The sequence below is a fragment of the Paenibacillus tarimensis genome, assembly GCF_021532315.1.
Classification (GTDB): Bacteria; Bacillota; Bacilli; order Paenibacillales; family Paenibacillaceae; genus Paenibacillus_I; species Paenibacillus_I tarimensis.
The window spans coordinates 319,478-334,093 of the sequence record NZ_JAKGAO010000009.1 but is presented as its reverse complement, the minus strand read 5'-3'; the positions used below and the strand labels follow the sequence as shown (position 1 = coordinate 334,093).

Here is a 14,616-nt window from a genome sequence, read left to right as displayed (position 1 = left end):
TGTTGGAATAAAACAAGGACTGCGCCAGTACCCGACTGAATGCGCAGTCCAACTATAGGAAAAGTTACGCAAGCTACTGATTAATCCATGGTCCTCTGCCGCGCTTTTTGCCAGCTGCCTTCTTAGTATCGCTCTCCTTCTTGACAGAGCGGACAGATGCCTTGCCGGGCTGCTTACGGGAAGATGCCCGCGCTGGCTTCTTCACTACATCAGCTGGAGCCGTGTCTGCCTCTTCATCCCCCTTATGGTTGGAGCCGCGGTCACTAGGCTGCTCCATGTTGCCCATACCAGGATAAATGCTGCCGGCTGGCATCATAAAAGGCACCCCAGCCGTTCCCTGAAAGCCGAACCCCGGATTGCCAGCGCCTGTAAATACCGGCGGCACACCTGCACCCGGCCCGGTCATTCCAGGATAGCCGGCTCCATGCACAGAAGCCATCCCGCCAGCAGCAGGTAATCCGTCCGGCGTCCACCCACCGGGAAACCCGGGCGGCATCATTCCAGGAGCAAAGCTCTGCGGCGGTTGGGGCATCATCATCCCAGGCTGCATTTCCATTCCCGGTACAGGCCACTCTGTCATGCCGCCGGGCAGCATTCCCTGCTGGCCGTATTGAACCGGTTGGCCATACGGTCCATGCTGACCATATGGTCCAGACTGCATCCCAGAGCAGCCCGCATGTGCAGGGTGGCTGGGCCACGCAGCCGCAGGAGCCGGACTTCCGTGAGCACCAGGCCATACACCTGGTTCAGGGGTATGCTGATAAGGGAATATGCCGCCTGGTCCTTGAGGTGTAATACCGGCCTGCTCACCATGGTAGCCCCATCCTGCGACAGGGACAGTTCCTGGAGGGCATGGATATAGTACAGGTACTGTGCCAGGAGGGCAAACTGGCGGTTCAGCCGGCTTGACATGCTCCGGGCAAGTCGCTGCTTCCTTTACCTCTGGCACCTTGGGAAGCTCAAACATTACCTCTGCAGCAGGTACCTTGAACTGCTTGAACAGATCAATATGCACCTGATGCTCGACTTGGTAGGCCTGCGGCTTGATTTCGACCTCAGGAAGCTTCGCTTCGGGCAGCTTGGGTGCGGTTGGCAGTTGATCCACAGCCGGTCCGGTGTAGATTTTGTCCGGATTTCCATGCCCGGACAGCTCCTTCAGCTCCGGCATGACGGCCGGATCACCTGCCTCGGCGGCCGCTTTCGGAATGTTGACAATCTCACCGGTCATCAGTGCATTCGGATTTTTCAGCTGCGGGTTGGCTTTAATCATGTCGGAAAGCGAAATGCCCCAAGCCTTTGCGAGCTTCCACAGCGTATCGCCCTGTGCAACAACATGCTGATGAGCCCAATCACCTGCCGGCGCCGCAGGCTTCGAGCCTGGAACCTTCACCTTCATCCCGACATCAATTGCATCAGGATTCTCGATTTCCGGATTCAGCTTCACGATTTCGTCCAGTGTCACGCCATACTTTTCAGCAATTTTATACAGCGTATCACCTTTTTTAACCATATGGATTTTCACGTGCCGAATTACCTCCTGTCACGGACTTCTGTCGCGGCTGGCTCTGCCCCATTCTATGACGCAGGACGCTGCCGTCAATCATTACATCCTATGCAGGAGAATGGGCGTATGTCCCCTAAATTCGTAAAAAAAGCACAAAAAATATAGGATGGATTGTCCTGCCGGGCATGTCCGCCGTCTGCTGCTTAAGCAATTACATCCCCTTAAAAAACAGCAGGAGCGCTCCGACGACAGCTGAAAGCTGTCGTGAGGCGCTCCTATCCTATCTCATTCGGTTCAAAAACCAGATCAATAATGCAGGCACTTTGGGCCATTTACCGGTGTGAATCTTCATATTTCTTGAAAGCGAGCGTGGCATTGTGACCGCCAAAACCAAAGGAATTGGAGACTGCAACTTTCACGTCGGCCTTTCTAGCCTCGTTAGGGACATAGTCCAAATCGCACGCCGGGTCAGGATGTTCATAATTGATAGTCGGCGGAATAATCCCGTCCACAATCGAAAGAATGCAAACCATCGCTTCTAATGCTCCTGCTGCACCCAGCAGATGACCGGTCATTGATTTCGTCGAGCTCACGGCGATCTTATAAGCATGCTCCCCGAACACAGTCTTAATTGCTGCAGTCTCAGCTTGGTCTCCCGGAGGTGTTGACGTTGCATGGGCGTTGATATAGTCAACCTGCTCCGGCTTGATTCCGGCATCCTGCAGCGCCTCCTGCATCGAGTTGGCTGCACCGCTTCCTACAGGGTCAGGGGCTACCATATGGTGAGCATCACACGTACTGCCATAGCCGACAATCTCGGCGTAAATTCTAGCTCCTCTGTCTAAAGCATGCTCAAGCGTCTCCATGACGAGAACGGCTGCCCCTTCACCGACCACGAAGCCATCACGCTCCGTATCGAAGGGCCTGCTCGCTTTCTCTGGCTCATCGTTTCGGGTAGACATCGCTTTCATCGAAATAAAGCCCGCTAAAGAAAGCTGTGTGATCGGCGCTTCCGATCCGCCTGTAATCATGACATCAGCATGCCCCCACTGCAGCATTCTGAAGGCATCGCCAACAGCATTCGTACTGGAGGCGCAGGCCGTAACGCTGGTGACATTAGGTCCGCGCAGCCCGTAGCTGATCGCTACCTGGCCTGCTCCCATGTTAGAAATCATCATCGGCACGAAGAAGGGGCTTACACGCTCCGGTCCCTTCTCGAACATGGTCTTGGCCTGGTTCTCGAACGTTTCGATACCGCCAATTCCAGAACCCAGCATAACTCCGATCCGGTCCTTATTCTCGCGTTCGAGATCCAGCCCGGCATCTTTTAATGCCATTCCCGCAGCAGCAACCGCAAATTGCGTAAAGCGGTCCATACGGCGGGCCTCTTTCTTATCCATGTAATCGGTCGGATCGAAGTCCTTTACTTCTCCCGCAATCTTCGTATTAAAATTTGTTGTATCAAATCTGGTGATCGTTCCGATTCCCGAGCGTCCTTCCTTCAGGGAAGACCAGAACGGCTCAATTCCAGTGCCAACCGGAGATATAGGCCCCAAGCCAGTAATAACAACACGTTTTCGCAACGGTAGTACCCCCTGCATTATATTTTCCTTGGCGCTATACATGCATGAAATCGTTATCCGTACCCATTTTTGGGGATAATCTTTATTTTAACAAAAGAAGTTAATTATTTCAAACTTGTAAATATTAATAGAATTCATTTTAGCCAACCCTGAGTTTTCACTTCGCCCTTCTGGGCCGCGTGTTGCCTGAGAATTATAACAGGGGGATTTCCAGGCGTTCAGGCCAGGCATCCGTTCACAGAAAAGAGAACGGGGCAGCCGCGAATTCCACGGCTGCCCCGTTTGTTCTCCACTTATACTTCTCCTGCAACCGCCACTCGCAGCATCGAGGACAAGCTCTCCACGCTTTCCAGCAGAAGCTGAGTCTTGTCCGTACTCTCCCATGGCACCTGCAGATCGTTGCGTCCGAAATGCCCATAGGCCGCTGTTTGCTGATAGATTGGACGGCGAAGGTCCAGCATCTGAATGATGCCGGCAGGACGAAGATCAAAGACCGATTTGACCGCTTCCACCAGCAGCTTCTCCCTTACCTTGCCTGTGCCGAAGGTGCGGACCGAGATGGACACAGGGCGCGCTACTCCGATCGCGTAAGCCAGCTGCACCTCGCACTTGTCGGCCAGGCCTGCAGCTACGATATTTTTGGCGACGTATCTGGCGGCATAGGCGGCCGAGCGGTCAACCTTCGTCGGGTCCTTGCCCGAGAAGGCTCCTCCGCCGTGGCGGGCAAAGCCTCCGTACGTATCAACAATGATCTTTCGTCCCGTTAGGCCGGCATCCCCCTGCGGTCCGCCGACTACAAAACGACCTGTCGGATTGATAAAAAATTTCGTCGCTTCATCTAAATATTCCGCTGGAACAGTTGGGCGGATCACATGCTCATGAAGATCCTGCTTAATCGTCTCAAGCATAATATCCGGCTGATGCTGGGTCGAGATAACGATCGTGTCGATCCGGACCGGACGATCCTCCTCGTATTCAACGGTTACCTGCGTTTTTCCGTCCGGTCGCAGATAAGGAAGCTGCCCATTCTTGCGCACTTCGGTCAGACGTCTCGCCAAACGGTGCGCCAGCGAAATTGGCAGCGGCATCAGCTCAGGCGTTTCATTGCAGGCATAGCCGAACATCAACCCCTGATCGCCAGCGCCGATCGCGTCGAGCTCATCCCCGCCCATCGTTCCTTCTTTGGCCTCAAGCGCTTGATCGACACCCATTGCGATATCCGGCGATTGCTCATTCATTGCAGTCAGTACGGCGCTTGTCTCGTTGTCAAACCCGTACTTGGCCCTTGTGTACCCGATTTCCTTTATGGTGCTGCGCACTATTTTGCCGTAATCGATCTTGGCGGTAGTCGTGATTTCTCCTGTGAGGAGCACCAGCCCGGTAGATGTCGCCGTCTCACAGGCAACCCTCGCATTCGGGTCCTGCTCCAGAATGGCATCCAATATGGCATCCGAGATCTGATCGCACATTTTGTCCGGATGGCCTTCCGTTACGGATTCAGAGGTAAACAGACTCCTATGATCGTTCACTATGTATCCCACCCCTTAGGATTCAGCCCAGCTCGACAGGTACTCTTCCTGCTCCGTGCTCAACCGGTCAATTTGGATGCCGAGCGAGCTCAGCCTGAGATCAGCAACATAACGGTCCAGCTCGGCCGGTACCGCGTGAACCTTAGGCTCTATGGCAGCTGCATGTTGGACGACATACTTCAAGGACAATGCCTGCAGGGCGAATGTCATATCCATAACCTCGGCAGGATGTCCATCGCCCGCTGCAAGATTTACGAGCCTCCCTTCCGCCAGCAGATACACCCTGCGTCCGCCCGGGAGTGAGTACTCCGTAATATTTTTGCGCACTTCGCGGATCTGTTCCGAGCGTTCGGCCATATGTTCCTTATTAATTTCGATATCAAAATGCCCGGCGTTGCACAGAATAGCGCCGTCCTTCATGACATCAACATGCTCGCCAGTAATGACATCCCGGTTGCCGGTTACGGTAACAAAAATATCCCCGACCTTCGCCGCTTCGAGCATCGGCAGCACCGTAAATCCGTCCATATAGGCTTCAATTGCCCTAATCGGATCGATCTCTGTTACGACAACCTGCGCGCCCAGGCCTTTTGCACGCATCGCAACGCCCTTGCCGCACCAGCCGTAGCCTGCAACGACAACGGTTTTGCCGGCAGCGACCAGATTGGTCGTCCGGTTGATGCCATCCCATACAGACTGTCCCGTACCATAGCGGTTATCAAATAAGTATTTGCAGTAAGCATCATTGACCGCCATCATCGGGAATCTAAGCTTCCCTTCATTCTCAAGCGCCTTCAGACGGATAATGCCGGTCGTCGTCTCCTCGCAGCCGCCGAGAATATCGCTGGCTTGATGCTGCCTCTGGCTGTGCAGCAGGCCGACCAGATCTCCTCCATCATCGATCAGCGCATTGGGCCGAAAATCTAACGTTTGGTTCAAATGCATGTGATATTCCCGTTCAGTCACGTTATTCCAGGCATATGCGGTAATTCCGCTCTCCACAAGTGCTGCTACGACATCATCCTGTGTAGACAGCGGGTTGCTTCCGCAAACGGCGACTTCAGCCCCGCCAGCCTGCACAACCTGCGCAAGGTACCCTGTCTTTGCTTCAAGATGCAGGCAAATCGCAATTCTCATGCCTTTGAACGGCTGCTCTTTCTTGAACTGCTCTTCAATCGTTTGAAGGAGCGGCATGTGGGCCTTAACCCAATCAAGCTTCAGCTTGCCCTCCGGCGCCAAAGTGATATCTTTAATCATAGACTGCTGCAGTGTTGACATAAGCCCCTCCTAAGTTTTGATTTGGCTTATCGTCCAACGGACGAAGATACCCGCGTTTTTCCAACAGACGGATCACTTCCGATGCTGCTTCTTCGATGGTCATCAGATCGGTGCGCAGCACGAGGTCCGCATTCTCCGGCTCCTCGTAAGGATCATCAATGCCGGTAAGCCCTTTTATTTCGCCTGCGAGCGCTTTTTTGTAAAGCCCCTTTACATCCCGCTCCACCAGCGTGCTGATCGGAGCAGAGACATATACCTCGAGAAATTCGCCGATTTCACTGCGGGCGTAGCTGCGGGAAGCTTGATAAGGAGAGATGAAAGCGGCAAGTGTAATCACATTGTGCTTCGTGAGCAGCTTCGCTACAAAGGCGACCCGCTCGATGTTCTTCACCCGGTCCTCCTTCGAGAACCCCAAGTCCTGGCACAAGCCTTGTCGCACGACATCTCCATCCAGCCTTTCGACAGCCTTGCCGCGCGCATGAAGCAGTTCATAGACGCGGGTTGAAACCGTCGTCTTACCTGCCCCCGAAAGACCCGTGAACCATACCGTCACCCCGGACTGCTGCATCTTAATCCCTCCCATGAATGATGGCCAGCTCTGGCCTTATCCAAGAATGGAGCATAGGATTGTCCATCCCCTAGCCGCACCACCCCCCTCTATAAAAACAACAGGCAGCCGTTAAGCCGCCTGTCTGCTGTCTATCCCTTAAGCCATGGCACCGCTGACGACTTCCTTCTTCGCAGGCTTCCGGTCACTGAAGTAAGCCGCAATGATACCGATCAGAATAAAGAAGCTGTAGTACTTGAATGTAGAGCCGAAGGCTGTGCTTGCCTCCTCCCTGAAGCTCTTCGTAATCTGCGGCCACAAGCTTCTGATCTCTTCCTGCTGGGCATCATCCACCGTACCGACCTGCTGCAGCACAGCATCCAGCTGCGGCGGCTGGTTTGCCCCTGTTTCGGCAGTGCCCTGAACAAGATTCACCAGCTTCTCCTTCACCGTGCTGTCCAGGACCGTATTCGCTTCAATCTTGGCCGACATTTCCGGGATGGCTCTCTCCAGGCCGCCCATGATCAGCGGATTAAGAATCGTTACAAGTAAAGCCGTGCCGAGCACCATTCCGAGCGAACGCGCCATATTGGATACACCGGATACGACACCCACCTTATCCCGCGGAACGTGGCGGACAACCGCACCCATAACAGGGCCGATGATAAAGCCGACGCCCAATCCGGCGATCACGAGCCTCCAGATGATGTCGAGCTTCGTGGAATCCGCGTTTAATCCGCTGTACAGATAACCGGCCACAGCCAGGCAGATCATGCCGAGCACAGCGAATGGACGGGTTCCCATTTTACTGGATAAAGGACCGGCCATCATTGAGCTGAAGATCGTCGCGATCGGCATTGCCGAAATCGTCAAGCCTGCCTCCAGAACCGTCATCCCGCTTACCTCAATCAGGAAGAAGGAGAGCAGGAAGAATGCGTTGACCATACCTACACCGGCAATCAGCAGCGTAATATTCGCGGCATTAAAAGGGATAATCCGCAGCAGTGACAGCGGGAGCATAGGCTCCTTGACCTTCGCTTCGACGACAAAGAAGGCAATAAAGCACACTACACTAGCTGCTAGCAGAGTAATAATATAAGTCGAACCCCATCCCATGTCGCCGGCCTGAATCAACGCCAGGACAAGTGTAAACAAAGCGCCGGTCAATGTAAGCATCCCCAGCCAATCGATCCGCTTGGAAGCAGTCGTGTCCCGGGATTCCTTAATTAACTTGCCCGTTAGAATAAGGCACAGGATGCCCAGCGGAATATTGACATAGAACACGGCCTGCCAGCTGAAAGCATTGGTCAACAGCCCGCCCAAAGCCGGACCGCTCGCGGAAGCCAGGCCTGCGATGGCGCCCCACACACCGAGTATGGCTCCGTGCTTCTCTACCGGGAACAGCTGAACAACGAGAGGAACCGTAACCGGAACGACCATCGCAGCTGAAATGCCCTGCAGTACCCGGAACAGAATCAGCAGCTCGACCGATCCCTTCGCTAAACCGCACAACAAGGAAGTCAGCGTGAACAGAAAAATGCCAATCATAAAAAGCCGCTTTCTGCCGAACTGGTCGGCGATTCTTGAAGCGGTAATGAGGAATACTGCAAACGCAAGGTTATAGCCGTTAATTACCCATGAAATATCCTCGACCGATGCACCAAAAAACTGTGTCATCTCTGGAATTGAAATATTAACAATCGTCATATCCAGCAGTGCCATAAAAAAGCCCAGACTAATTGTAAAGAAGGATAATTTCTGATATTTTTCTCCCATACTTTTCACTCCTATTGTGTGCTAGATACCCGTATGCAGCATGCGTTCATAATCCGTTTGCTTCAGTTCTGCATACTGGTTTTCTTTCTGTTTGTAGTAATAAAGTCTGTCTTCCCCGCACCTCTCGGGGCTAAAGCCTGCTTCGACAAACTCGCGGTTCTGAAGCTTATAGGTAGCCGTGCTGTTAAACTCGCGGACGATGCGGATAAAAAGCGGCCTTGCATAAGGCGGCAGGCTCTTCGACAGATACGCGCAGAAGGCTTCAAAATCGAGCGCACCCGTCTTCGTTTTAACAGCCGCCATACCAGCCTTTCCCTCCTGATGCGGCACCTTGACACCATAGACCATGCACTGGGCGATTTCCGGATAGCCGTTCAACACCCCTGCGACCTCCTGGGTTGAAACGTTCTCCCCCTTCCAGCGGAAGGTATCTCCCATTCTGTCCACAAATTGGTAATGAGGGTATCCGAAAGCAAACCCCACATCGACCCGCTTGAGCAGATCGCCAGTGTTGAAGTACACGTCGCCCGGCTTTTTGACATTGCGCAGCAGCTTCCGTTCGCTCGCCTGCTTATCGGTATAACCGTCATAGGTCGCCTGCTTGGATACCTCAATGAGCAGCAGTCCCGGGCGGTTATCCGTAACCGGTATGCAGAAGCCATTATCGTCCCGGAGCGGCACCTGCTCGATCGCATCAACCTCGACAAGAACATGGCTGCGGATCGTAAATCCGATCGTCTCATCTTTATTGAACGAATTGAAGAAAGCGCCGTTGCCTTCTGTTGAAGCATAAAACTCGCAAATACGGTCAATTTGAAAACGTTCTTTAAAAGTTTTCCAAATCGATGGGTGCAGCCCGTTGCCTACACATTTGGTCAGCGGGTTATGCCCGTCGTTGACGCTTTCCGGCTGGTTCAATAAATAGCGGCACAGCTCGCCAATATAAATGAAGGTATTGATCCGGTTGGCTCTCACGTCCTCCCAGAATGAGCGGGCGGAAAACTTCCGTTTTAAAAACATCACCGAGCGTTCCAGCACAACCGGCCCAAAGCCGATATGCATGGCGCTGCCGTGATAAAGCGGCATGCCTACATAGACCCTGTCCGACGACTTCGACCATAGCGCAAGCTGGGCAAAGCTTTTTGATGCTTTCAGCCACCGTTCATTGGTGATAACCGCCGCTTTGGGTAGACCGGTGGTCCCCGAAGAAAAAATATAATAGCATGGCGCAGACAATTGAATTTCCTTGGTAAATCCGACATTAGTCCCAGCATCGTCATCAGCCGGCCCGCCAATTGGCAGCGTCCATTCAGGCGGTCCAACCTCTTTGCTATCCGGTACAAAAATAAATATCTGTACGCCGGTATCAACCAAGGCCTCCTTTACGTCGGCTATCATCTGCAAACATTCCTCGCCGACAATGCAGTATTTGCCCTTAATGCTGCCAAAGGAATGGATCAGAACCGTGCTGCGCTGGTTAATATTGATGAGCCCGCTGATCGCCCCGATCTTTGCACAGCCTGTGAGAGCAGCCAAATATTCGAAGCGGTTCTCCATGACAATCGCGACGCAATCGCCCCTTTGGGCACCCTGATCTAAAAGCAGTTGCGCATAGCGGTTCGCTCTTGCGTTCAGCTCGCTCCATGAATAGTCCCTGCCCTCGAACAAAATGGCTGTCTTCTCAGGCCACCTGCCCGCATTTCGTTCAACAGCCAGCCCAAGCGACATCCGGGTATCGGGCGGCGGGGTGGCAAAGCGTTTTACTCTTACCAGCATCCGGCCCATATCCAGAAAAGCCTTAGCCCGCTTGAGCTGATGAGTCACCGGTTCAAACATACTGCATCTTCCTTTAGGAATTGATCAATTTCAGCATTCACCTGCTCAGGGCATTCGAACTGGACGGAATGGCCCCCGTTCTCCACCAGCGTAAGCGGCCAGCCAAGCTCCCGCTGAAGCAGCCTGCTGTCATCCAGTGAAACGATCCGGTCTTCTCTGCCCGATAGAATCATGACCGGAGTCCCGTGCTCCGCAAGCGCCTTGTATATATGGGGCGAGGCAGCCGGGAACAGATTGCGGTAACAAGACAGCCAAGCCTTCCGAAACCCTTTTACCTGAAGCTGTCCGAAGAACAAGCCCCGGAACTTCTCAAGACCCTTTTTATAAAAAAAGTTACCGCCAAAAATGTTGAGCATCGCCTGCCCGATAAACAAGCATGTAAGATATTCCCCGATGATTGGCCAGTGATACGGCGAAATGTTCATCGGCCTTACAACGGGGCCGATTAGAACAATCTTCCCGAGCTTAAACTCGGATGAACGTTCTGCCAGCCTGCCCGCAATCGTGCAGCCGATCGAGAAGGCGGCCAAATGAAAAGGCCCTTTCAACTTCAGCTTATGTACAAGCTGAATGATCTGGTCCCCGTACAGATCGGCGTCGCAGCGTACGGATGCGGTATCGGAGCCGCCGAATCCCCATAAATCAAACTGCAGGACGCGGTAATTCTTAGCCAGATCCGGTGCATTTCGTTCCCAGATGTCCAGCGGCATTGGAAACCCGTTGATCATGATCAGCACCGGGCTGTTCCCATCTCCTGACAACTTGTAACGCACAATGCCGTGATCCAGCTGAATCGTCTTTCCATCGTACAGCTTCTCGCGCACGGCTTCGCGGCTTTTGTTCTCCTTATTCTTGAGAATCGGCAGCAGAATGAGCGCGAAGGCCTCCACAGCCAGAAGCAATAGCATCACCGTCCGCAGGAACGGAAAAAACAAGGCAAACAGCAGCTCCAAGGCGATTAAGCCGAACGTCGTAAGCAGTAATTTATGAAAACGGTTCATGTATATGATCCTTCACTTCAAATTTTAGCTGATACGCACATAACGGTTCTCTTCCTGACGGAGGCAGCCCTGACGCTCTAAGAACAGGACATCCGCCAGGCACTCTTCGAAGGCGAACTTAAGCTTCAAGCCCTTATACGGCTTGGGCTCAAGTAAATGGTAGAGCTCCCAGACATGGTGCGGGTGCTCGCAAGCAGCCATAATTTTGCTGAGCCGGTCCTTGTGATAACCTTCTGATAACAGCAGCTGCTCATGCAGCCCCATAAAAGGCATCCCGTGTGCGGGCAGCACGGCTGTATCCGGTGCAAGCTGCAATAATGTCTGCAAGGAGTCCAAGTAGCGCTGAAGCGGATTAAAGCCCGGATCAAATACCGGCAGCATCAGTGAGGGTGTCCGTCCGCGAAGCACCTGGTCGCCGGCTAGCAGAAGCTTCAGCTTCGCGTTGTACAGGCAAATATGTGCATACGAATGGCCCCTTCCGATGATGATTTGCCAGCTGCGCCCGCCTATGTTCAGCTCGGCTGCTTCGGAGATATCTGTGAATGCCTCCGGCAGCCCGAAGAGCAATTTACGGTAGGCATTCTCGCTGCCGAACTGGGAGATGGCCTCCTCATCCATACCATTGTTCTTGTAGTACGCCTTCGTAAGACGGATGTAATCCCCGGCAGCATCCGAATACAGATAGGAACTGAGAAGATACTCCTCTCTAGACATCAGAACTTCAGCTGATGTGCGAGCTGCCAACCAGCCGGCCATACCGATATGATCAGGATGAAAATGCGTGACAAGAATTTTTGTGATCTTACGGCCTCCGAACTCACGCGCCAGCAGTTCCTCCCACATCTGTACAGCCTTCTCTGTATAAAGCCCGGTGTCCACGAGCAGCCAGCCGCCGATGTCCTCGAGCAGCCAGAGATTACTGCTTCCCATGCCGAGTGAATAGGATTCGCCTAAATACAGCCAATACACACCTTCCGCAATTTCCTGAAGCTCTACCTGCTGCTCCGGCTTCGCGTACGAGAAGAGCTGCGGTATACCGCCGGTACTAACCATTCTCACTCCCCCTCTCCCTCCCCGGACGTATTCCACCACGGATAGTAAGAAGGCATATCCTCAGCCAGACTGCTGGAAAATCGGGGCTCTCGCTTCTCAAAAAAAGCGGCGGCTCCCTCTCGGGCATCATCGGATTTCCCCAGGCAGAATATCCCTTTGGATTCAATCTCATGGGCAGCCGCCGGGTGCGAAGCCCCCATCATTCTCCACAGCATCTGACGGGTGAGCGCTACCGACACCGGTGAGGTATGCGCCGTCATTTCACGGGCGATCCGCAGCGCTTCCCCCACTACCTGCTCCGGCGGGTGGACACTGCGGACCAGACCGCTCTCTACGGCTTCCTCCGACAGTACGGTCCTGCCGCTCATGCACCATTCCAGCGCCCGGCTGATCCCGACAATCCGGGGAAGAAACCAGCTGGAGCAGGACTCCATCACGATTCCGCGCCGTGTAAACACAAATCCGAATTTCGCCTGCTCGGAAGCGATTCGGACATCCATAGCCAGCGGAAAGGTAGCGCCGACCCCCATAGCCGGACCATTGATCGCGCCGATCACCGGCTTGCGGCATTCAAAAAGACGAAGTGCCAGAACGCCGCCGGGATCACGGAACGTGCTCTCGTCCATTCCCTCCGACAAGCGTCTGAAGCGGAACGATTCCTTCCCGTCATTAAGCTCGGCACCCGCGCAGAAGATCCGGCCGCGGCCTGTAATGACAACGGCCCGTACCTCCTCATTGACGTCAGCATGGTCCAGCGCATCCATGATTTCGCCTGCCATCTCCAGTGAGAACGTATTGTAGCGTTCGGGACGGTTCAGGGTAATCAGCTGCACGTGATCGTCAATGACAGACTCTATTGTCTGGTAATCCATTAATTCCCTGCTTTCTTCCACCCGATGGCGCGGCAATGGGTCCGGGCAAAGAAGGCTCCTGGATAAGCCGCCCACTTCCTCCACGTCTCGGCCCTCATATTCAGGGACATTTCGGAGGCCTGATGACTGAACTGATCATATTCGACCGCAATGGAAAACTCCGCCAGCTCCCGGACCTCCTCCGGTGTCCCCCAGGACTCCACCATCGCGCTCGCGCTTACATGCTCGAAGCCGGCTTTGTGCAGCAGGGAAGCATTGTACTTCCCATGCCGCATGTTGGAGCCCTTACTATTCAGATATTTCTCGTTCAGTGCCATTCTTCCGGTTATAATTTGAAACTTCGGGGCCATGATATCGCCATCCCAATCCGCATCGCTAACTCCGATGACACCGCCCGGTCTTAGTACCCGGTAAATTTCCTTCAACGCTTCCACCGGCTTCTGGAGATGCATCAGCAGCGTGTTCATCCACACCGCATCAAAGGAAGCATCCTCAAAGGGCAGCTCATAAATATTCGCTTCCAGAAATTCCAGGTTATGCAGCCCCTTTGACTCCTTTAGCTCGTTCGCAAGCTTCAGCTGCTTCGGGCTGACGTCAATGCCGACTACACGGCCCGGGCTGACCCGCTGTGCCAGCTCAGCTGTCATGCCTCCGCTGCCGCAGCCGCAGTCCAATACGCTCATATTCTCGTTCAGATGCGGAAGGAGGAAATCTGCATATTTCTTAATGCTGCGCTTTGACTGAAATTTCGTGACCGCATCACCCCAGCCCAAGCCGTATTCCACTTTCCTTACCGGCTCGGCAGCAGCGGCAGCAACGTCAGCCTCTCCCGATTCCGTATAAAACACGTGCTGATCTGCGTCCCTCAGGAACTGAACCACCGCCTCCGATAACAAGGCAGGCTGCTCATGCATGATTTCATGTGCCGAATCCGGTATATTGACCAGTCTGACCTGAGACTTTAGCCGCTCCTTCATAATTTCTCCGGCTCTGACAGGAGCGAAGACATCGCAGACTCCCTGCACGATCAGCATGGGGGCCGTACCGCCGCACATCAGTTCCTCCTGCGGCGTCCTGGCCAGCGCCAATGTATAAGCCGGAATCACTTCTCCATACCACCCGGAAAACCAGATGCTGCCGTCAATACCAGGGGCAAAGTAAGCATCCGAAATAGCTTTCTCAAATTCCGGCGTGCCCTGCATCTGCTTTTCGATCATATCAAGTGCGATTAAAGGGTAAGGAAGCTCCGGGGGCAATAGCCCCCCCATCGTAATGCTGGTCGAGCTTAGTGCCATCCCGGGATACAGCTCCGCCATCAGCCTTGCCACCCGGGTGCCAAAGGCATGCCCGATAAAATGCGCCTTCGATACTCCGATAGCGTTCAAGAATGAATGCACATCTGAGGCGATATCTTTAATTTCCAGCGATAAGTCCAGCCCTGTACTGCCGTTAACCCCGCGCGGATTGAACATTAATGCCCAGTATCCCGCTTCCGCCAGATCCTTCGACAGCAGCTCGAAATCCGTTGCCGGTCTCCCCATAGCAGGGATCATAACGACAGGGGTGTTCGTCCGGTCACCGCACTCATGCACGACAATCGTACGGCCTTCTACATGTACTTCCATTACAAACCGTTC

11 protein-coding genes are annotated in these 14,616 nt (G+C 53.8%); all 11 read right to left on the bottom strand.

Annotated features, from left to right (window positions below):
- Positions 1–73: 73 nt before the first annotated feature.
- On the bottom strand, positions 74–1,522 hold the full coding sequence (locus L1N82_RS10250) for a LysM peptidoglycan-binding domain-containing protein (RefSeq protein ID WP_328284464.1): 1,449 nt from the start codon (positions 1,520–1,522) through the stop codon (positions 74–76).
- A 314-nt stretch (positions 1,523–1,836) separates the two neighbouring features.
- Entirely contained in the window at positions 1,837–3,087 is a 1,251-nt protein-coding gene (gene fabF / locus L1N82_RS10240; protein WP_235287271.1) for a beta-ketoacyl-ACP synthase II, read from the bottom strand.
- 293 nt (positions 3,088–3,380) lie between these two features.
- On the bottom strand, positions 3,381–4,616 hold the full coding sequence (gene metK, locus L1N82_RS10235) for a methionine adenosyltransferase (protein WP_235287270.1): 1,236 nt from the start codon (positions 4,614–4,616) through the stop codon (positions 3,381–3,383).
- A gap of 15 nt (positions 4,617–4,631) precedes the next feature.
- Positions 4,632–5,894: an adenosylhomocysteinase gene (locus tag L1N82_RS10230; protein ID WP_235287269.1), complete on the bottom strand. Its 1,263-nt coding sequence runs from the start codon at positions 5,892–5,894 to the stop codon at positions 4,632–4,634.
- Positions 5,866–6,462: an adenylyl-sulfate kinase gene (gene cysC, locus L1N82_RS10225; protein ID WP_235287268.1), complete on the bottom strand. Its 597-nt coding sequence runs from the start codon at positions 6,460–6,462 to the stop codon at positions 5,866–5,868. Before cysC ends, L1N82_RS10230 begins: the two co-directional genes overlap by 29 nt.
- A gap of 138 nt (positions 6,463–6,600) precedes the next feature.
- Positions 6,601–8,217, bottom strand: a complete 1,617-nt coding sequence (locus L1N82_RS10220) for an MFS transporter (RefSeq protein ID WP_235287267.1) — start codon at positions 8,215–8,217, stop codon at positions 6,601–6,603.
- Positions 8,218–8,238: 21 nt separating this feature from the next.
- Positions 8,239–10,053: a long-chain-acyl-CoA synthetase gene (locus L1N82_RS10215; protein WP_235287266.1), complete on the bottom strand. Its 1,815-nt coding sequence runs from the start codon at positions 10,051–10,053 to the stop codon at positions 8,239–8,241.
- The gene (locus tag L1N82_RS10210) at positions 10,038–11,054 is read right to left on the bottom strand and encodes an alpha/beta fold hydrolase (protein WP_235287265.1); all 1,017 of its coding nucleotides are present in this window, start codon (positions 11,052–11,054) and stop codon (positions 10,038–10,040) included. The genes L1N82_RS10215 and L1N82_RS10210 overlap by 16 nt, the downstream gene beginning before the upstream one ends.
- Positions 11,055–11,078: 24 nt before the next feature.
- On the bottom strand, positions 11,079–12,107 hold the full coding sequence (locus L1N82_RS10205; RefSeq protein WP_235287370.1) for an MBL fold metallo-hydrolase: 1,029 nt from the start codon (positions 12,105–12,107) through the stop codon (positions 11,079–11,081).
- A 2-nt stretch (positions 12,108–12,109) separates the two neighbouring features.
- The gene (locus L1N82_RS10200; RefSeq protein WP_235287264.1) at positions 12,110–12,979 is read right to left on the bottom strand and encodes a crotonase/enoyl-CoA hydratase family protein; all 870 of its coding nucleotides are present in this window, start codon (positions 12,977–12,979) and stop codon (positions 12,110–12,112) included.
- A complete protein-coding gene (locus L1N82_RS10195) occupies positions 12,979–14,604 on the bottom strand; it encodes an alpha/beta fold hydrolase (protein WP_235287263.1) in 1,626 nt (541 codons plus the stop codon). The genes L1N82_RS10200 and L1N82_RS10195 overlap by 1 nt, the downstream gene beginning before the upstream one ends.
- Positions 14,605–14,616: the final 12 nt, after the last annotated feature.

Coding starts and splice junctions, on each gene's coding strand:
- L1N82_RS10230 (WP_235287269.1), bottom strand. CDS start 5,894: ATGTCAACACTGCAGCAGTCTATGATTAAAGATATCACTTTGGCGCCG.
- L1N82_RS10215 (WP_235287266.1), bottom strand. CDS start 10,053: ATGTTTGAACCGGTGACTCATCAGCTCAAGCGGGCTAAGGCTTTTCTG.
- L1N82_RS10220 (WP_235287267.1), bottom strand. CDS start 8,217: ATGGGAGAAAAATATCAGAAATTATCCTTCTTTACAATTAGTCTGGGC.
- cysC (WP_235287268.1), bottom strand. CDS start 6,462: ATGCAGCAGTCCGGGGTGACGGTATGGTTCACGGGTCTTTCGGGGGCA.
- L1N82_RS10195 (WP_235287263.1), bottom strand. CDS start 14,604: ATGGAAGTACATGTAGAAGGCCGTACGATTGTCGTGCATGAGTGCGGT.
- L1N82_RS10205 (WP_235287370.1), bottom strand. CDS start 12,107: ATGGTTAGTACCGGCGGTATACCGCAGCTCTTCTCGTACGCGAAGCCG.
- L1N82_RS10200 (WP_235287264.1), bottom strand. CDS start 12,979: ATGGATTACCAGACAATAGAGTCTGTCATTGACGATCACGTGCAGCTG.
- L1N82_RS10210 (WP_235287265.1), bottom strand. CDS start 11,054: ATGAACCGTTTTCATAAATTACTGCTTACGACGTTCGGCTTAATCGCC.